The sequence below is a fragment of the Aeromicrobium sp. Leaf291 genome (assembly GCF_001423365.1).
In the GTDB taxonomy this organism is placed as follows: domain Bacteria; phylum Actinomycetota; class Actinomycetes; order Propionibacteriales; family Nocardioidaceae; genus Aeromicrobium.
Genome location: NZ_LMNM01000003.1, coordinates 441,616 through 460,012, shown reverse-complemented (window position 1 = coordinate 460,012; position 18,397 = coordinate 441,616). Strand labels below are relative to the sequence as shown.

General features: G+C 69.3%; 15 protein-coding genes and 1 tRNA gene. 9 read left to right on the top strand and 7 right to left on the bottom strand.

What is annotated here, in order from left to right; genetic code table 11:
- The first annotated feature begins 86 nt into the window (after window positions 1-86).
- From ASF35_RS15855 to ASF35_RS15825, 7 genes are all read left to right on the top strand, one after another.
- Window positions 87-443, top strand: coding sequence for an STAS domain-containing protein (locus ASF35_RS15855; protein WP_055969612.1), 357 nt, complete (start codon window positions 87-89; stop codon window positions 441-443).
- A 110-nt stretch (window positions 444-553) separates the two neighbouring features.
- The gene (locus ASF35_RS15850; protein WP_055969609.1) at window positions 554-2,971 is read left to right on the top strand and encodes a sodium-translocating pyrophosphatase; all 2,418 of its coding nucleotides are present in this window, start codon (window positions 554-556) and stop codon (window positions 2,969-2,971) included.
- A 214-nt stretch (window positions 2,972-3,185) separates the two neighbouring features.
- On the top strand, window positions 3,186-4,631 hold the full coding sequence (locus ASF35_RS15845) for a methyltransferase (RefSeq protein WP_055969606.1): 1,446 nt from the start codon (window positions 3,186-3,188) through the stop codon (window positions 4,629-4,631).
- A gap of 133 nt (window positions 4,632-4,764) precedes the next feature.
- Window positions 4,765-7,524 (top strand): type I DNA topoisomerase, encoded by a 2,760-nt coding sequence (gene topA / locus ASF35_RS15840; protein ID WP_055969604.1) that lies wholly within the window; start codon window positions 4,765-4,767, stop codon window positions 7,522-7,524.
- 531 nt (window positions 7,525-8,055) lie between these two features.
- On the top strand, window positions 8,056-8,712 hold the full coding sequence (tmk, locus tag ASF35_RS15835) for a dTMP kinase (protein WP_055969602.1): 657 nt from the start codon (window positions 8,056-8,058) through the stop codon (window positions 8,710-8,712).
- Entirely contained in the window at window positions 8,709-9,857 is a 1,149-nt protein-coding gene (locus ASF35_RS15830) for a DNA polymerase III subunit delta' (protein ID WP_055969600.1), read from the top strand. The genes tmk and ASF35_RS15830 overlap by 4 nt, the downstream gene beginning before the upstream one ends.
- Window positions 9,854-11,392: an alpha/beta hydrolase gene (locus tag ASF35_RS15825; protein WP_055969598.1), complete on the top strand. Its 1,539-nt coding sequence runs from the start codon at window positions 9,854-9,856 to the stop codon at window positions 11,390-11,392. The genes ASF35_RS15830 and ASF35_RS15825 overlap by 4 nt, the downstream gene beginning before the upstream one ends.
- A gap of 229 nt (window positions 11,393-11,621) precedes the next feature.
- Here the strand turns inward: ASF35_RS15825 and ASF35_RS15820 are convergent, their stop codons facing one another.
- Window positions 11,622-11,918 (bottom strand): chorismate mutase, encoded by a 297-nt coding sequence (locus tag ASF35_RS15820; protein ID WP_055969595.1) that lies wholly within the window; start codon window positions 11,916-11,918, stop codon window positions 11,622-11,624.
- Between the two features lie 87 nt (window positions 11,919-12,005).
- Here ASF35_RS15820 and ASF35_RS15815 point away from each other — a divergent pair.
- Window positions 12,006-12,081 (top strand) — tRNA-Thr (locus ASF35_RS15815).
- A gap of 5 nt (window positions 12,082-12,086) precedes the next feature.
- Here ASF35_RS15815 and ASF35_RS17820 read toward each other — a convergent pair.
- From ASF35_RS17820 to ASF35_RS15795, 6 genes are all read right to left on the bottom strand, one after another.
- Window positions 12,087-13,160 (bottom strand): tyrosine-type recombinase/integrase, encoded by a 1,074-nt coding sequence (locus tag ASF35_RS17820; protein ID WP_082495556.1) that lies wholly within the window; start codon window positions 13,158-13,160, stop codon window positions 12,087-12,089.
- Window positions 13,160-13,333, bottom strand: coding sequence for an AlpA family transcriptional regulator (locus ASF35_RS18535; protein WP_255354073.1), 174 nt, complete (start codon window positions 13,331-13,333; stop codon window positions 13,160-13,162). The genes ASF35_RS17820 and ASF35_RS18535 overlap by 1 nt, the downstream gene beginning before the upstream one ends.
- Window positions 13,330-14,385, bottom strand: a complete 1,056-nt coding sequence (locus ASF35_RS15810) for a hypothetical protein (RefSeq protein WP_055969592.1) — start codon at window positions 14,383-14,385, stop codon at window positions 13,330-13,332. The genes ASF35_RS18535 and ASF35_RS15810 overlap by 4 nt, the downstream gene beginning before the upstream one ends.
- 53 nt (window positions 14,386-14,438) lie before the next feature.
- Window positions 14,439-14,777, bottom strand: coding sequence for a hypothetical protein (locus ASF35_RS15805; protein ID WP_055969589.1), 339 nt, complete (start codon window positions 14,775-14,777; stop codon window positions 14,439-14,441).
- Window positions 14,778-14,821: 44 nt separating this feature from the next.
- Window positions 14,822-15,823: a hypothetical protein gene (locus ASF35_RS18135; RefSeq protein WP_156368067.1), complete on the bottom strand. Its 1,002-nt coding sequence runs from the start codon at window positions 15,821-15,823 to the stop codon at window positions 14,822-14,824.
- A gap of 633 nt (window positions 15,824-16,456) precedes the next feature.
- Complete coding sequence (locus tag ASF35_RS15795) at window positions 16,457-16,921, bottom strand: helix-turn-helix domain-containing protein (RefSeq protein WP_055969582.1); 465 nt, start codon at window positions 16,919-16,921, stop codon at window positions 16,457-16,459.
- Window positions 16,922-16,978: 57 nt separating this feature from the next.
- On the opposite strand from ASF35_RS15795, the gene ASF35_RS15790 reads away from it, so the two are divergent.
- Complete coding sequence (locus tag ASF35_RS15790; RefSeq protein ID WP_055969578.1) at window positions 16,979-18,385, top strand: MFS transporter; 1,407 nt, start codon at window positions 16,979-16,981, stop codon at window positions 18,383-18,385.
- The last annotated feature ends 12 nt before the right edge of the window (window positions 18,386-18,397 follow it).

The window sequence follows — 18,397 nt, the reverse complement described above, 5'->3', positions numbered from 1 at the left end:
CCCAGGCGGCACGCGACGGCTCCCCCGAGACGGGGGCGGGCTCGGTTCCTTCGTGGTTGACTGGTCACACCTTCGGAAGGACGTTGATGGACCTGCTCCTCACCACGCGCACCGACGACCCGTTCGAGATCATCGAGGTCGGCGGAGAGATCGACGTGTACACCGCACCACGCCTGCGTGAGGCCATCGTCGAGGCCGTCGAGGCCGGGCACCTGCGCCTCATCGTCGACGTCGAGCGGGTCGAGTTCCTCGACTCCACGGGACTCGGCGTCCTCGTGGGCGCCCTCAAGAAGGTGCGCGCCGGTGGCGGGTCCCTCGACATCGTGTGCACCCACCCGCGGCTGCTCAAGATCTTCGAGATCACCGGCCTCGACAAGGTGTTCGGCCTGCACGACTCCGTGGAGGCGGCGCGCGCCGCCCACGGACCCGCGTCGCTGGCCTGACCGCGCCCGCCGTGGACGACACGCGCAGGATTGTTACCCGGGTGTAGCCCGCGTCACATTTTCCTGGTTGGCTGGGGCCGACACCCCTGTCCCACACCACGGAGGAATACATGGTCGACGCGACGTTCGTTGCGGCGGCGAGTGATCTCGAGCTCTCGGGAGGCAACACGACGTTCGTCGCTGTGGTCGCCGGGATCGGAGTCGTCTCGCTCCTCTTCGCTGCACTGTTCCGCTCCCAGGTCCTCGCTGCCGACGACGGCACCGAGAAGATGCAGGAGATCGGACTGGCGGTGCAGGAGGGCGCCTCGGCCTACCTGACCCGCCAGTTCAAGACGCTCGCCGTGTTCGCGGTGGCCGCGTTCGCCTTGCTGTTCGCGCTGCCCGGTGCCACCGACGTCCGCATCGGTCGCTCGGTCGCGTTCCTGGCCGGCGCGCTGTTCTCGGCCCTCATCGGGTACTTCGGCATGTGGCTCGCGGTGCGGGCGAACGTCCGCGTGGCGGCGGCTGCCGAGAACGAGGGGCGCGAGGTGGCCATGCGCATCGCCTTCCGCACCGGTGGCACCGTCGGCATGTCCACGGTGGGCCTCGGCCTCATCGGTGCCTCGGTCGTCGTGCTGATCTACCAGGGTGACGCGCCCACGGTGCTCGAGGGCTTCGGCTTCGGTGCCGCGCTGCTGGCCATGTTCATGCGAGTCGGCGGCGGCATCTTCACGAAGGCCGCCGACGTCGGCGCCGACCTCGTCGGCAAGGTCGAGAACAACATCCCCGAGGACGACCCGCGCAACGCGGCGACCATCGCCGACAACGTGGGCGACAACGTCGGTGACTGCGCCGGCATGGCGGCCGACCTCTTCGAGTCCTACGCCGTCACGCTCGTCGCCGCGCTCATCCTCGGCTCGGTGGCGTTCGGCGAGCAGGGCCTGGTCCTGCCGCTCGTCATCCCGGCCATCGGCGCGCTGACCGCCATCCTCGGCGTCTTCATCACCCGCGCCCAGCCGGGCGTAAGCGGCCTGAGCACGATCAACCGGTCGTTCTACATCTCGGCGTTCCTGGGTGCGGTGGGGTCGTCGGCCTTCTCCTGGTTCTACCTGCCGTCGTCCTTCGCGGACCTGTCGCTGCCGACGGCCGACGAGTCGTCGATCCTGTCGCAGGTGCTGCCCGTGGAGAGCGTGGCCGGCCTGGACGGCGACCCCCGCGTCATCGCCATGGTCGCCGTGATCATCGGCATCGTCCTGGCCGCCGTGATCCTCGCGCTCACCGGCTACTTCACCGGCACGGAGACGCGCCCGGTCAAGGACGTCGGCAAGACGTCGCTCACGGGGCCGGCCACGGTCATCCTGTCCGGCCTCTCGGTCGGCTTCGAGTCGGCGGTCTACACCGCTCTCGTGATCGGCGCGGCGGTGTTCGGCGCCTTCCTGCTCGGCTCGGGCTCGCTCGTCGTGGCTCTGTTCGCCGTGGCCCTGGCGGGCTGTGGCCTGCTCACCACGGTGGGCGTCATCGTGGCCATGGACACCTTCGGTCCGGTGAGCGACAACGCCCAGGGCATCGCGGAGATGTCCGGCGACGTCGGCGAGGAGGGCGCGCAGATCCTCACCGAGCTCGACGCGGTGGGCAACACCACCAAGGCGATCACCAAGGGCATCGCGATCGCCACGGCCGTGCTGGCCGCGACCGCGCTGTTCGGGTCGTTCACCGACGCGATCCGCGACGGCTTCGGCGAGGTGCTCTCCGGCTTCGACGTCCAGGACCCCGAGCCGCTGCAGGCCTTCCTCGGTGGGCTCAGCTCCTCCGACGGGCAGGTCATCTCCGGCATCCTCAACGTGGCCGACCCGAGCAACCTCGTCGGCCTCATCATCGGCGTCTCGGTCGTGTTCCTCTTCTCCGGGCTCGCGATCAGCGCCGTCGGGCGTGCCGCGGGCGCGGTCGTGTACGAGGTGCGCCGCCAGTTCCGCGAGATCCCCGGGATCATGGAGGGCACCGGTCGTCCGGAGTACGGCAAGGTCGTCGACATCTGCACGCGTGACTCGCTGCGCGAGCTGGCGACGCCGGGCATCCTGGCGATCTTCGCCCCGATCGCCGTCGGCTTCGGCCTCGGCGTCGGCCCGCTCGGCGCCTACCTGGCCGGCTCCATCGGCGCCGGCACGCTCATGGCGGTGTTCCTCGCGAACTCCGGCGGCGCGTGGGACAACGCCAAGAAGCTGGTCGAGGACGGCAACCACGGCGGCAAGGGGTCGCCCGCCCACGAGGCGACGATCATCGGCGACACGGTCGGTGACCCGTTCAAGGACACCGCCGGCCCGGCGATCAACCCGCTGCTCAAGGTGATGAACCTCGTCGCCCTGCTCATCGTCCCGGTCGTCGTGCAGGTGACCTACGGAGAGGACGCCAAGGACTGGGTCCGGTACACCATCGCCGGTGTCTCGGTGCTCATCATCGTGGTGGCCGTGTACATCTCCAAGCGTCGCCCGATCGCCATCGGCGACGTCCAGGAGGACGGTGCCATGGACGAGGCGACCAGCCCCGCCTGACCGCACCACCCCACGTGACCCCCGCGGCCCCGCTGCGGGGGTCACGTGCGTCTGGCGCATCGCGTCCCTCCGTCCCCACGATTCTCATCAGGTGATGGGAATCGCGAGCCCACCATGGGAATCCGTGACTCACCTGTGGATGCCCGCCCAGGTGAGTGGGGGAGAACCAGGGTGAGTGGGTGGCATCGACGTGGCGGCGTGACACGCTGGCCGCATGGAACAGGTGCGCGCACGGCTGGCCGACGTCGGGTTCACGGTGGACCGGGTCCAGGAGCTCCTCGGCCCCGCCGCCCACGCCGCCCTGCTGCGCAACGAGACGACGCCGGCCGAGCGCGCCACGCGCGACGGCTCCGCGCTCTCCACGCTCGTGCGGCTCTTCTCCCTCCAGCGCGCCGAGCCGGCCCGTGCCGTCGAGGCCGCCCTCCCGGGGCTCGTCGACGACCTGCTCGAGCGGGGGCTGCTCGGACGCGACGGGTCCGACGTGCGTGCGCTCGTCGACGTCCGGCCCTACGGCGACGAGGAGCACGACTGGTGGGTGGTCTGCGACCTCACGCCCGGTCTCGACACCAGCCCGATCGAGGTCGGACCGGAGCACGTGCTCGGCATCAGCGAGGCGTCGTCGTCGCTCGCGCAGCTCACGGTGCCCACGTCGGGTGGACGCGTGCTCGACCTCGGCACGGGCTGCGGGGTGCAGGCGCTGCACCTGGCGCAGCGTCACGACCAGGTGGTCGCCACCGACGTGAACCCGCGGGCGCTGTGGGCGGCCCGGCTCACCGCTGAGCTGAACGGCGCCGACGTCGACGTGCGCGACGGCTCGTTCTGGGAGCCGGTGGCCGGCGAGCGGTTCGACGTGATCGCCACGAACCCGCCGTTCGTCGTCTCGCCGCCCACGGGGGAGCGGCTCGTGTACCGGGAGGGGTCGCTCGAGACCGACGGCGTGGTGCGCACCGTCGTCTCGGGCGCCGCGGATCACCTGCGTCCCGGCGGCTGGTGCCAGGTGCTGGGCAGCTGGGTGCACACCGACGAGCCGTGGGAGGAACGTCTGCACGGCTGGATCGCACCCACCGGGCTCGACGCCTGGGTGGTGCAGCGCGAGGTCGTCGACCTGCCGGCGTACGTGGAGATGTGGCTGGCCGACGCGGGCGCACGCCACCGACCCGACTACGCCGAGCGCTACGACGCGTGGCTGGGCTGGTTCGACGAGCAGGGCGTGGAAGCGATGGCCTTCGGGTGGATCAACCTGCGGGCGGTCCACCGCGACGTCCCGGTGCTGCGGATGGAGCAGTGGCGGCACGAGGTCGTGCCGCCGGTCGGCGCCGCCGTGCTCGACTGGGCCGAGCGGGTCGACGCCCTGGCCGACGCCGACGACGTGCTCGACGTCCGCTGGACCCAGGCCACCGGCCTGGCGCAGGAGACGTACGGTCCGCCCGGCGCGGCCGACCCGGAGGCGATCGTGGTGCGGCTGGGCGAGGGGCTGCGTCGCGCGAGGCAGGTCGACACCGTGGAGGCGGGGCTGCTCGGCGCCCTCGACGGCGACCTCACGGCCGGTCAGGTGATCGACGCGCTCGCCCAGCTGCTCGACCGCGACCCGACCGAGCTGCGTGAGTCGTACCGACCCGTCGTGCACGACCTCGTGGCCGACGGGTTCCTGGTGCCCTGAGAGCGTCGGCGCAGGGCGTGGCGCGCGCCACGTCGGCCCCCGGGGCACGATGTTTGTTGACAGGACGCGTTAGCGTTTGCCCCGTCCGGCCCCCGACCAGTGGGGCCGACGCCGTCCAGCAGGGAGTATCACCGTGACCACGCTCGTCATCGTCGAGTCGCCGAACAAGGTGCGCAGCATCCAGTCGTACCTGGGTGACGGGTACGTCGTCGACTCCAGCGTGGGCCACATCCGGGACCTTCCGAAGGGCGCCGACCAGGTGCCGGCCAAGTACAAGGGGCTGCCCTGGGCGCGCCTCGGCGTCGACATCGACAACGGCTTCGAGCCCGTCTACGTGGTCGCCGCCGACAAGAAGTCGCAGATCACCAAGCTCAAGAAGCTGCTCAAGGAGTCCGACGAGCTCGTGCTCGCGACCGATGAGGACCGCGAGGGCGAGGCCATCGCGTGGCACCTGTACGACGAGCTGAAGCCGAAGGTGCCGGTCAAGCGGATCGTCTTCAACGAGATCACCAAGGAAGCGATCACCCGCGCGGTCGAGAACCCGCGCGACATCGACATGGACCTCGTCGACGCGCAGGAGACCCGGCGCATCCTCGACCGTCTCTACGGCTACGAGGTCAGCCCCGTCCTGTGGAAGAAGGTCATGTCGGGCCTGTCCGCCGGTCGCGTGCAGTCGGTGGCCACCCGTCTGGTCGTCGAGCGCGAGCGGGAGCGGATGGCGTTCCGGTCCGCGTCGTACTGGGACCTCGACGCCACCTTCGACGCGGGCGAGAAGCACGAGGACGCCCGCCTGTTCCCGGCACGGCTGGTGAGCGTGAGCGGCAAGAAGGTGGCCAACGGCTCGGCCTTCGCCGACGACGGCACCCTCAAGAACGCCGAGGTCGCGCACCTCGACGAGGCCCGGGTGACGGCGCTGGCCGCTGGCCTGCGCGACGAGTCCTTCGCGGTCGCCGCGGTCGACGCCAAGCCCTACACCCGCAAGCCCTACGCCCCGTTCCGCACCACGACGATGCAGCAGGAGGCGTCGCGCAAGTTCGGGTTCGGCGCGGCCCGCACCATGCAGGTGGCGCAGCGTCTGTACGAGGGCGGGCACATCACCTACATGCGCACCGACTCGATCACGCTGTCCCAGACGGCGCTGAACGCGGCCCGGTCGCAGGTCCGCGAGCTCTACGGTGCCGAGTACCTGCCCGAGAAGCCGCGCACCTACACGGGCAAGGTCAAGAACGCGCAGGAGGCGCACGAGGCCATCCGGCCGGCGGGCGAGAAGTTCCGCACGCCACAGGCCACGGGTCTGCGCGGCGACGAGTACAAGCTGTACGAGCTCATCTGGAAGCGCACGCTCGCCTCGCAGATGAAGGACGCCCGGGGCGAGCAGGTCTCGATCAGGCTGGCGGCCACGGCCTCCGACGCCGCGGGTGCCGACGCGGGCGCCCCGGTCGAGTTCACGGCGTCTGGTCGCACCATCACCTTCCACGGCTTCCTCAAGGCCTACGTCGAGTCCCGCGAGGACAACGGCCAGGGCGACGACCAGCAGACCAAGCTGCCGGCCCTGGCGCAGGGCGACACGGTCGCGGCGCACGAGCTGACCCCGGCCGGCCACGAGACCAAGCCGCCGGCCCGCTACACCGAGGCCTCGCTCATCAAGGAGCTGGAGGAGCGCGAGATCGGCCGGCCGTCCACGTACGCGTCGATCATCGGCACCATCCAGAACCGCGGCTACGTGTTCAAGAAGGGCACGGCGCTGGTGCCGGCCTGGATCGCGTTCAGCGTCGTGCGGCTGATGGAGCAGCACTTCCCGCGTCTGGTCGACTACTCGTTCACGGCCGAGCTGGAGGACGTGCTCGACGAGGTCTCGCACGGCCGCGACGCCCGCCAGCGCGTGCTCGAGAGCTTCTGGGCCGGCAGCGGCGAGAAGGACACCGGCCTCAAGTGGCTGATCGAGAACCTGCCCGACATCGACGCGCGCGGACTGGCCACGTTCGAGCTGGGCGACGACATCGCGGTCCGCGTCGGTCGGTACGGCCCGTACGTCGAGGGCCCGCCGATGGTGCCCGGCAAGGACGGCGCCGACGTCCCCACGCGGGCCAACGTGCCCGAGGACCTGCCGCCGGACGAGCTGACCCTCGCGAAGGCCAAGGAGCTGCTGGCCAACCCGGCCGGCGCCGAGAAGATGCTCGGCACGCACCCCGAGACCGGCCTCGACCTGGTGGTCAAGAACGGTCGGTTCGGCCCCTACGTCACCGAGCTGCTGCCCGAGGGCGCCAAGAAGAGCGAGAAGCCGCGCACGGCCAGCCTGTTCCAGTCCATGAGCATGGACTCGATCGGGATCGACGACGCCGTCAAGCTGCTCACGCTGCCGCGCGTGGTCGGCAAGGACGCCGAGGGCGTCGAGATCACCGCGCAGAACGGCCGCTACGGGCCCTACCTGAAGAAGGGCACCGACTCGCGCTCGCTGGAGTCCGAGGAGCAGCTGTTCACCCTCACCGAGGAGCAGGCGCTGGCGATCTACGCCCAGCCGAAGACGTACGGCCGCCGCGGTGCGGCCAAGCCGCCGCTCAAGGAGCTGGGCGACGACCCGGTCAGCGGCAGCCCGATCGTCGTGAAGGAGGGTCGCTTCGGCGTGTACGTCACCGACGGTGAGTACAACGCCACGCTGCGCAAGGACGACTCCCTGGAGACCCTCACCGCCGAGCGTGCGCAGGAGCTGCTCGCCGAGCGCCGGGCCCGCGGCCCGGCCAAGAAGACGGCCAAGAAGGGCGCGAAGAAGGCGACCAAGAAGGCCCCGGCGAAGAAGACGACGGCCAAGAAGGCGGCGGCGAAGAAGACCACCGCGAAGAAGACGGCGGCCAAGAAGACCACCGCGAAGAAGACGACGGCCAAGAAGAGCTGAGTCCTCGCCCGGGGGGGTGCGCTGCCCGCCGGGGTCTCGGCCTCCTGCTGCGTTGCCTGCGAGGAACTCGACGTGCTGCTCCGCGTCCGGGGTGGTCAGGGCTTCGCCCTTCTCGTGGACCGTTCCACGAGAAGGAAGCATCCTTGACCCCCTTCGCCCTCGTCATCGGCGGATCCTCAACCTCTGCGGGCCGTCTGTGGTGGAGGATCCACCGATGGCACGCACGAACGAAGAATCCTGCGCTGATCACGCGCAAAGGAAGAATCGTGGGTCCACCCCCGGCACCAGATGAGTCCCGCGCCCCCGGACCAGCGCCCGCCCAGGTCCCCGGTCGAGGCCTTTCGGAGGCCGCCTCCAGCGAAGGCCGAGGCAGCGCACCGGTGAGTCGTGACGACCGCGGGCAGTGCACCGGTGAGTCGTGACGACCGCAGGCAGCGCAGCAGCACGACGGCACTGCCGCAACCAGCGCAGCAGCAGGCCGCGACGACACACCACCCCACCCCGTCGCACCCGCCCCCTAGGATCGGCGACATGCAGCCTCGCTACACCGACTCGGGCGTCTTCGTCGCCCTCGAGGGTGGTGAGGGGGGCGGCAAGTCCACCCAGTCCCGCCTGCTGCACGACTGGCTCACGGCCCAGGGAACGCCCGTGCTGCTCACGCGCGAGCCCGGTGGCACCGAGGTCGGTGCTCGGCTGCGCAGCATCGTGCTCGACCCGGCCACCGGCGACCTGTCGCCGCGCACCGAGGCCCTCGTCTACGCCGCCGACAAGGCCGAGCACGTCGACGCCGTGGTGCTCCCGGCGCTCGAGCGCGGCGAGGTCGTGGTCACCGACCGCTACGTCGACTCCACGCTCGCCTACCAGGGGGCGGGCCGCGCCATCGACGCCGGCGAGCTGGAGCACGTCGCCCGGTGGGCCACGGCCGACCTGCGGCCCCACCTGACCGTGGTGCTCGACCTCGACCCCACGGTCGGGCTGTCGCGCGCCGGTGAGCCCGACCGCATCGAGGCCGAGCCGCTCGACTTCCACCAGCGCGTGCGTGAGCACTTCCTGACCCTCGCGGCCGCCGACCCCGCCCACTACCTCGTCCTCGACGCCGACCAGCCGCCCGAGGTCGTGCACGCCGCCATCCGGGCCGCGGTCGAGCCGTGGCTCGGGCAGGCCCGCCGAGACGGTGGTGACCTGTGACGAGCGTGTGGGACGAGCTCGTCGGCCAGGGACCGGTCGTCGACACGTTGTCCGCCGCGGTCCGGTCCGCCGGCGGCGACGGTCGCTCCATGACGCACGCGTGGCTGCTCACCGGTCCGCCCGGGTCGGGGCGCTCCAACGCGGCCAAGGCGTTCGCGGCGGCGCTGCAGTGCGAGCTGGGCGGCTGCGGCCAGTGCCACTCGTGCACCACGGCGGCGGCGGGCAGCCATCCCGACATCACCGTCATCCGCACCGACGGGCTGTCCATCGGCACCGACGTCGCGCGCGAGTACGTGCGCAAGTCGGCCCTGCGGCCGGCGCTCGGGCGCTGGCAGGTGCTCATCGTCGAGGACGCCGACCGACTCACCGAGCAGGCGGCCAACGCCCTGCTCAAGGCGGTGGAGGAGCCGTCGCAGTACACCGTGTGGATGCTGTGCGCGCCCGCCACCGAGGACGTCATCGTCACCATCCGGTCGCGCTGCCGAGCCGTGCTCCTGCGCACCCCGCCCGCCGACGCGATCGCCCGTCTGCTGGTGGAGCGCGACGGCGTGGAGCCCCAGCTCGCGCAGGCGGTCGCGGCGGCGTCGCAGGGACACATCGGTCGCGCGCGCGGGCTGGCCCGCGACCCGCAGGCACGGGAGCGTCGTCGTGACATCCTGTCGTTGCCCACGTCGTTGCGCTCCCTCGGCGACTGCCTGGTGGCCGCCCAGCGCATCAACGACGAGGCCACCGCCCGTGCGGCCGCGGTCGCCGACGTGGCCGACGAGCGCGAGACCTCCGACCTCAAGCAGTCGTGGGGCGTGGAGGACCGTGGCCGCAGGCCCGCCGGCTACGCCGGTGCGGTCTCCTCGCTCGAGAAGGACCAGAAGAGGCGTCGCACCCGGCTCGCGCGTGACTCGATCGACGGCGTCCTGCTCGACCTCCTCGCGTTCTGCCGCGACGTCGTGGTCGCGCAGACGGCACCCGGCGCGCCGCTCGTGAACGCCGACGTCGCCGACGCGGTCCGTTCGGCCGCCGACGTGTGGACCCCCGACTCGACGCTCCGCAGGATCGATGCGATCGTCGAGGCACGCGAGGCGCTCACCGCCAACGCTGCACCGCTGCTCACCCTCGAACGCATGATGATGGGATTCCGGACCCGATGAAGCGCCCTCTCCTCGTCCTGATCGTCCTTGCCGCCGTGGCCGCCGTCGTGGTCGGCGTGCTGGTCGCCACGCGCGGTGACGACTCCGCTCCCACGGCCCAGCTCGAGCCCACGGGTGAGAAGGCCCCCGACGGGCTGCAGCGCTTCTACGACCAGGAGCTGACCTGGGAGGACTGCGGCGGCGAGCGCGAGTGCGCCACGATCGAGGTGCCCGTCGACTACGACGAGCCCGACGGCGAGACCACGAAGCTGAAGGCGGCGCGCTACCTGGCGGAGGGCGACGGCACCCGCGTGCTGTTCGTCAACCCGGGCGGCCCGGGCGGTTCGGCCATCGACTACGCGGGATCGCTCGCCGGGAGCATGGGCGACGAGGTCCGCGACGCGTTCACCATCGTCGGGGTCGACCCGCGCGGCGTCGGCGAGAGCTCGCCGCTGGAGTGCCTGCCCGACGAGCAGTTCGACGAGTACGCCGCGAGCGACCCGGACCCCTCGAGCGACGCCGAGGTCCAGGAGTTCCGCGACGCGGTCAAGGAGCTCGGCGAGGCGTGCCGGAAGAACTCCGGTGACCTCGCCGGCCACGTCTCCACCGAGGAGGCGGCCCGCGACATGGACGTCGCGCGAGCCCTGCTCGGTCAGAAGAAGCTGGACTGGTTCGGCGCCTCCTACGGCACGCAGCTAGGTGCCACCTACGCCACGTTGTTCCCCGCCAAGGTCGGCGCGATGGTCCTCGACGGCGCGGTCGACCCGTCCAAGGACGTGTTCGGGTCCTCGCTGGGCCAGGCCACCGGGTTCCAGCGTGCGCTCGACGCCTACATCGCGTCGTGCGTGAAGCTCGAGTCGTGCCCGCTGGGGCAGGACGCCGACGCCGCGCAGCGCGCGATCGAGACCCTGATGAGCCAGCTGGAGGACGAGCCGCTGCCCACCGGCACCGATCGCGAGCTCACCAAGGGGCGTGCGTTCTACGGCATCGCCGTCACGCTGTACGACAAGGCCAGCTGGATCGCCCTCTCGCAGGGCCTCACGGCGGCGCTGCGCGGTGACGGCTCGGTCCTGCTGCAGCTGAACGACGCCTACTTCTCGCGCAAGGGCAACGGCGAGTACGACGGCAACATCGGCTGGGCCAACATCGCGGTCAACTGCCTCGACAACCGTGAGCGCCCGAGCGTCGACGAGGTCGAGGCCGAGCTGCCGACGTTCGAGAAGGCCTCGCCGGTCTTCGGCGAGGCGCTGGGCTGGGGCGTGCTGGGCTGCAGCGACTGGCCGGAGCCGGCCGAGCGCCCGCAGGTCGAGATCGACGCCGAGGGCTCCGCGCCGATCGTCGTCATCGGCACCACCCGCGACCCGGCCACCCCGTACGAGAACGCGAAGGCGCTCGCCGACCAGCTCGGCGACTCCGAGGGCGTGCTGCTCACGCGCGACGGCGACGGCCACACCGCCTACGGGTCGGGCAACCAGTGCATCAAGAAGGCCGTCGACGCCTACCTCGTCGACGGCACGGTCCCGAAGGACGGCCTCACCTGCGAGGACGAGGGCTGACGCACCACCCCGGCTCCCCACCGTCACGCCGCATCAGGGCGTCAGAGGTAGGTGGGCCGCGCTACGCGCGTCAGAGGTAGGTGTGCCGCGCTACGGGGGCACCCGGCGGTAGGTCTGCCGCGGATACACACCTGCTATCCGCGGAGGACCTACCTCCGACCCTCCAGGTTGCGCGCGCCACCTACCGCCGACGGCCGCGAAGCGTCGCCGTGGGCCGGTCGGGGAGGGGTCAAGCCGAGCGGATGGCTTCGTGGTGGCGGATGACCTCGTCGATGATGAAGGTCAAGAACTTCTCTGCGAAGGCGGGGTCGAGGTCGGACTCCACGGCGAGCGTGCGGAGCCGCTCGATCTGGCGCGACTCGCGCTCGGGGTCCGAGGGCGGCAGCTCGTGCGCGGCCTTGAGACGCCCCACCCGCTGCGTGCACTTGAACCGTTCGGCGAGCAGGTGCACGAGGGCCGCGTCGATGTTGTCGATGCTGGATCGCATGTCGTCCAGCTCGGCCCGCACGTCCTCTGTTCCGTCCACGCGTCGAGTGTAGGGGCCCGGTTTGTGGCCCCCGCAGGGCCCGGATAGACTCGTCGAGGTTCGGCGGGCGATCCTCGCTGAGCCTTCGCCGCCTTAGCTCAGTCGGTAGAGCGTTTCACTCGTAATGAAAAGGTCGTCGGTTCGATTCCGACAGGCGGCTCCACGAATTCACGCGGAGCCATCCCGCTGTACTTGCCCCACACTTGCCCCGGGGGCGTTCAGTCGTCCGCGCGCAGCGCGGTCGGCAGCGGTGCCGAGGTAATGGACATACTTGTCCGTGACGGCAATGGACGAGTGTCCAGCCCACGCCTTGACCGTGCCGGGCTCGACGCCGCGGGCAAGCCAGAGGCAGACGGCAGTGTGACGCAGATCGTGGATTCGTCTGCCCCGCCCGAGTGATTGCCAATCGGTCGCGCGCTTGAAAGCGGTGGCGTGCAGTTGCGCGCCACGATCGGTTGTCACCAGCAAGTCGTCTGCGCCCTTGTCGCGTGCCATCTCTTGAACGATGGGGAGAAGGTGGTCAGCAAGCGGAACGCGTCGGGTCCGACCCGACTTCGGGACCTTTGCAGAGCGACCCTCGGTCTGGCTGCGCTGCACGATGAGGGTCGGCTCGGGAACGATGACTAGATCGCGAACGCGGAGAGCGCGCAGCTCCCCCCACCGAAGACCGGTCCAACCAGCGAGCAGGACAACGTCAGCAAGTCGCCGGTTGCGGTGAGCGATCAAACCGGCCAAGGCGTTGAGTTCGTCCTCGGCGAATGGAGTCATCTCAGTTGGTGGCTCGGTCCGACGCGGCGGGCGGACGTTGGTCACCGGGTTGGTTGTTACCAGTCGGGCCCGGACGCATGATGAAAAGAAGGCCGACAGCGCTGCTCGGTATCGCGTGACGGACCCGTGCGATCGTGTGCGGATCCATTCCATGAGCACGCGCTCGACGTGAGCCTCAGTGACGGCATTGACGGACAGCGCAGCGAACCATGTCGGCAGCACTCGACTCAGGTCCCGGTCTAGCACGAGAGTTGTCTCTGCGACCATGCCCTCGCGCTCGGTCGCCCACTCGAGTAGCCGAGCCGCGACCGTGACGCGACCGGCTTTAACGTCAATGCCGGCGGCCAGTCGAGCTTTGAAGCTTCGCTCCCAGTCGACGGCGTCGCGTCGGGTGTCGAATTTCTTGGATCCGACGTAATCGCGACCGTGTTTGACGACTGCGAGCCAGCCGTCACCATCTCGACGGATGGCCATCAGATGCACGCCTGACTCAGCCAGGACTCGACGTCATCGGCCCTGTAGCGGGGACACTTCGCGGTCAGCCAGATGACCCGTGGCCCTCTACCGTCCTGGCGCATGCGGACGAGGGTGCTGGGGTGCACATTGAGCCACTGAGCTACATCAGCGGTCGTGAGAAGTCCGGTCACGGAGCAGCCCACCCGAGCCCTTGCGCCTTCAAATGCAGACGTTCCTCGACGGAGATTCCACGAGTACGCTCGTCGTCGACAAGCATGTCGTGCAGTGCGTCGAGCAGATCGTCAAGAGTGACGGCTCCGGTGAGCGCGCCGAAGCGCGTGGCATAGCCGACGAGCGCCGGAATGATCCTTCGAATATCGCCTGCCTGGGAGCCGGAGCGGACAAGGTCCTGTCCGATGCCTTCAGAGTCGAGCTGGGCGTTTTGGATGGCGAGCCAGTCGGCGTCGACCGCACGGCGGGACAGATTCGAATCGTCGGAAAACTCGCGCAGGCTGAGCCAGTTCTCGGTGAGGTATTTCCACAGAACCGGTCGGGCGGCCAAGACCTGCTCGGGAGTGTGTAAGCCGAACTCGCGGAGCGCGTCGCGCTTGACTTGGAACTCGGTCCGGACCACGCGCTTCGTGGGGTCATACAAGTTGCCCCAGATACTCGGCCACCAGTCCTTCCCGTCCTTTTGAATCTCGACGGTCTTGTCGTAGATCCGAGCCAGGACCGATTTGCCGGCGCCCCATTGAAATCCGGTCAGGTCATCCCGCTCTTCATAGGTCCGGCGAGAGTTCGCGCGTGCAGCAAAGCGGCGGCGATCGGTTGCGGTGACGTCCCACCCCTGGGTGTCGGCGAATAGATCTACCCGGCTCACCTGCCACGCAACTGGCGATGCGATGACAGTGACGGCGAACTCGTCGCACCATTCGATAACGCCTTGAGGACCGACAGCGTGCAGGAACTCTGCCCTCGGCTGAATGCGTATCGGCGGGAGGTTGCGGCTCTGGGTGAGGCCAATCAGCGCGTTCGGATGCTCGAGGCGGAAGCGGTAGCGATCCCAAGGCCCCCAGCCGACAGTCAGACCATCGGGCCCGAGACCCAGCGGCACATGCACGTTGCCCTGAACGGCAGCGTTCTCGCGGCGAGCGTCGAGCAACGAGACCAGCGACGAGCGAAGCTCGGTCGTTCCGGAAAGGTAGAGCGCGTCAAGACCCGACGCTAGAACGCGGACTGTCATAATTGACAGTCTGAGGGGTCCGAGGGTGGACTGTCAATAGTGACAGTAGTGCATCAGTTGCTTGGGGCGTCCTGCTCGTGCCACTTAGCTCGGTCGAGCGTCAATCCCTTGAACTGGAAGGTGTCCGGATGCTCACCGAATACCTGCCGAAAAGCCTTGACGCGGCGATGGACGGAGGACGGGCTGAAGCCGAGCTCGATCAAGTTCTCGAATCCACCGTAGGCGTGCCACAGAACCCAGAAACCTACGAGTCCTTCCACCTTGTTCGTCGCATACTTCATGGCGAGCGGTTGAGCGGCCTTGCTGACTGTGGAGACATACGCCTCCCAGGCTTGCCGCGCCATGCCACGGCCCTCGGCCGATGGCATTCGGTCGGCTCTGAAGTCGGTCATAGTTGCAGATTAGACACTACGGGTGACAACCCTGGCGGATACCGCTAACGGGCACGCTTGGCCAACTCCATCATCACGGCCAGCAAGTCAGCGCTAGATGGGTATCCCGCCGCGCCTCCGCCGACGGAATCTTCGGCGAAGAGTTGCGCCGAGAGTTGTGTCTTCAAAGATGCTCGGTCGCTCGGTTCAAGGTCAGCCAGAAAGGCATCCACGCTCGCGAACGACAACTCCAGGTGTTTTGCGCGGCGGGCTTCGTTGCGATGGTCTGCACTTTGCTTGCCTGCATAGATCGTCAGCAAGATCAGGGGAAGGGTGACAGACAGCCGCGTGAGAGTGTCAGACACGCTGCTGTCGTGGAATGCGATCAGCAGTCCTGCTGCCACGATGGCCGTCGCTAACCCTCCGATGATCGTCACCCAACGCCACCAGTTCGCCTGCTCCGATTCGTCAGATGCTGTGGCTCGGTAGCCGGCCGACGTTCCCTCCGCGCCTAGGGCTGCCAGCAAGTTAGAGGCCGTCTGCTCTTGTTGGTCTAGCCGCTTCTTTCCGTCAGCCTTGATCTGTTCGGCTTCCGCAAGGAGCCGCTGCATGTTGTCCGTCGCCGCGCGAGTCTCTGCCTCGTGCTGGATTTGTAGGTCTTGAACGGATTTGAGCCGGTTCTGAGCTTCTTCTACGGCTGCGTTAAGTGAGGGAGCGGCTGGGCGTGCTGAAGGAAAGGTGTGGAGGTTCTGGGTGAGAGCGTCAAGGTGGTTGAAGTAGTTGTTGCCTTCACCGAGCAGGGCGGGGTTGTTGGAGTTGATGGCGTTCTGGAGCTCGCTGACCATCACATTGGTCCACGAGTAGCCGTTGTTCAGCGCGCCGTCTGACACCAGTTCTGTCGGACCGTCTTCAAGCTGACCGATAACGAAGTCGACCGTTGCACGAGAGCGAGCAAGAATCTGACTTTGCTGGACTTCGAATTCGTGAGACAGGCTCGACAGCATTGATTTCAACTGTCCCAAGCTTGCCCAGAGCGGGTTCTGGGTTATACGAGTTGGGGGCGCCACGTACAAAGCCTAGTAGTGCCGGTCTCTCGGCGGACCGATTCGGAGACGAAGTAGCTTTCGGGTGCTGTGTTACAAGGTCCGCACCCGGATCGGCGGCCAGTCGAGCGTTACGGCGTCCGGAGGTCACGCGGCCACCGGGCGGCTCGCCCCGCCCCGTGCTCGGGCTGCCGCCCGTGCGCGCGGGGAGGAGCGAGCCGCCCGATGGGCCGCTCAGGCCAGCGGAAGCCGATGACGAGCGCCGTGCTCCGCGACTTCTTGGCGGCCACTGAATGGCGCCCCTCCACCCGGATGCGCGCAGTCGACGTGTCGGTTGAAGTCAGAGCCGAGGTGCGCATCCGCGCGGAGCCTCTGCGCCACCCCCCGAGCTCCGCAATCAGCGACCGCCAAGAAGTCGCTAGGTCACGTTCGAGCGTGGCGGCGTCGTTTGCCCCCAGGTTGCCCCCGCGCTGCGCATTACGGATCGCGGAAGCAATTCGTGCAACGTACGCACTTGAAGATCCGGGAGCGCACCGGAGGCTTCGGCACTCGTAATGAAAAGGTCGTCGGTTCGATTCCGACAGGCGGCTCCGAAAGGTCTCGGAGCAGGCGCGTGCTGGACGACGGTCGTCGTTCGCATCCGCGTCGCTGCGCCCCTCAGCTGCTGACGACCAGCTCGTCGAGCGCGACGACATGCCCCTCCGTGCAGCGCACCTCGGCCTCGACGTCGGCCCCGCAGTCGGCGTGGACGAAGCGGGGGGAGGTCCGGGCCCCGGTGTGCCGGCGCCCCCACGCGGCCAGGGCGAGGAGGACCGGCAGCAGCTCCTCGCCGCTCTCGGTGAGCACGTACTCGTGCCGCGTGCGCTGGCCCGGCTCGCGGTAGGGGCGACGTTCGAGCAGACCGGCCTCCAGCAGCTCGCGGAGGCGGGCCGAGGCCACGGCGTCGCTGATGCCCACGCGAGTGGCGAGGTCGTCGAAGCGGCTGGTTCCGTACGACACCTCGCGCATGAGGAGAAGTGCCGAACGGGTGCCGACCACGTGCAGCGCACGGTCGATGGGGCAGTGGTCGCCGGGGGACCTGCGGTCGGGGGACGCGAGGCGTCCTTCGAGTCGGGCGGGCATGGACCGATCCTACGCCCTGGCTTGGCAGGACCATAGCCAGGCACTAGGTTGCTGGCTATGCCTCATCCTAGCCAGGGTGCGCGAGCGGTCGTGCTCGTCACCATCGGTGCCGCCTTCATGTCCAGCCTCGACCTGTTCGTGGTGAATGTCGCGTTCGACGACATCGGGCGCGACCTGGGCGTGGGCACGCCTGGCGGCCCCACTGCCGCGGACCTGAGCTGGGTGCTCAACGCCTACGCGGTCACCTTCGCGGCCCTGCTCGTCCCGTTCGGACGGCTCGCGGACCGCTACGGGCGCAAGCAGATGTTCGTCGGTGGGCTCGCGCTGTTCGTCGCGGCGAGCGTGGCCTGCGCCCTCAGCACGGGCGTCTGGATGCTGGTGGCCTGCCGGGTCCTGCAGGCCGCGGGCGCCGCCGCCATGACGCCGACCAGCCTCGGCATCCTCATGGGTGCTCTGCCGCCCGAGCGGCGCGTGGGCGCGGTGCGGCTGTGGGCGGCGACCGGCGCGCTGGCGGCAGCGTTCGGGCCGACCGTCGGAGGCGTGCTCACCCAGTTGTCGTGGCACTGGGTGTTCCTCATCAACCTGCCCATCGGGCTCGGCCTGCTGTGGCTCGCGGTCACGGTCGTGCGCGACGCGCGCACCGACGACGACGCGGTCCGCCCGGACCTGGCCGGCGCGGTCGTCTTCGCGGCAGCGGTCGGCCTGCTCGCTCTCGGCCTGACCAAGAGCAACGACTGGGGATGGGCGGACCCGCGAACCGCCGGGTCGCTCGCCAGCGCGGTCGTGCTCGGCACGGTGTTCTGGGCACAGTCGCGTCGTCACCCTTCGCCGGTCATCCATCCAGCGCTGCTGCGTGTTCGCTCGTTCCGCTACGCCAACCTGGCCATGCTGGTCTTCAACGTCGCCTTCGCCGCACAGCTGCTGGTCGGGATCCTCTGGCTGCAGCAGATCTGGGGCTACTCCTCGCTCCGGACCGGCTTCGCGGTGGCCGTCGGCCCGATCATGGTCCCCGTGACGGCCGCCCTCTCGCACCGCTTCCTGCCCCACGTCGCGCCCGCCCGACTCGTCGCCGCGGGCTCCATCGTGTGCGCGGTGGGCAACGTGTGGATGGTGTCGGTCATGGGCGTCGAGCCGGCGTTCGTGTCGGCCTACCTGCCGGGGTGGCTGCTGGGCGGCATCGGCGTCGGGCTGGCCCTGCCGAACCTCATCGCCGGCGGCACCCGTGACCTTGCGCCAGACCAGTCCGCTACCGGCAGCGCCGTGGTCACCATGTCGCGCCAGATCGGCTTCGTCGTCGGGGTGAGCGTGCTGTTCGCCATCGTCGGCAGCGCCCAGGGTGTCGCCGCTCGCGACGGCTTCGTTGCCACGTGGTGGGTCTGTGCCGGGGCTCTGGTGGTGGCGGCGGTGCTTGCCCTCGGCATGACGAACCGCGTTGCTCAGCCGGTCACGGCGGCCCGGTCGTGACGGTCCGGCCGT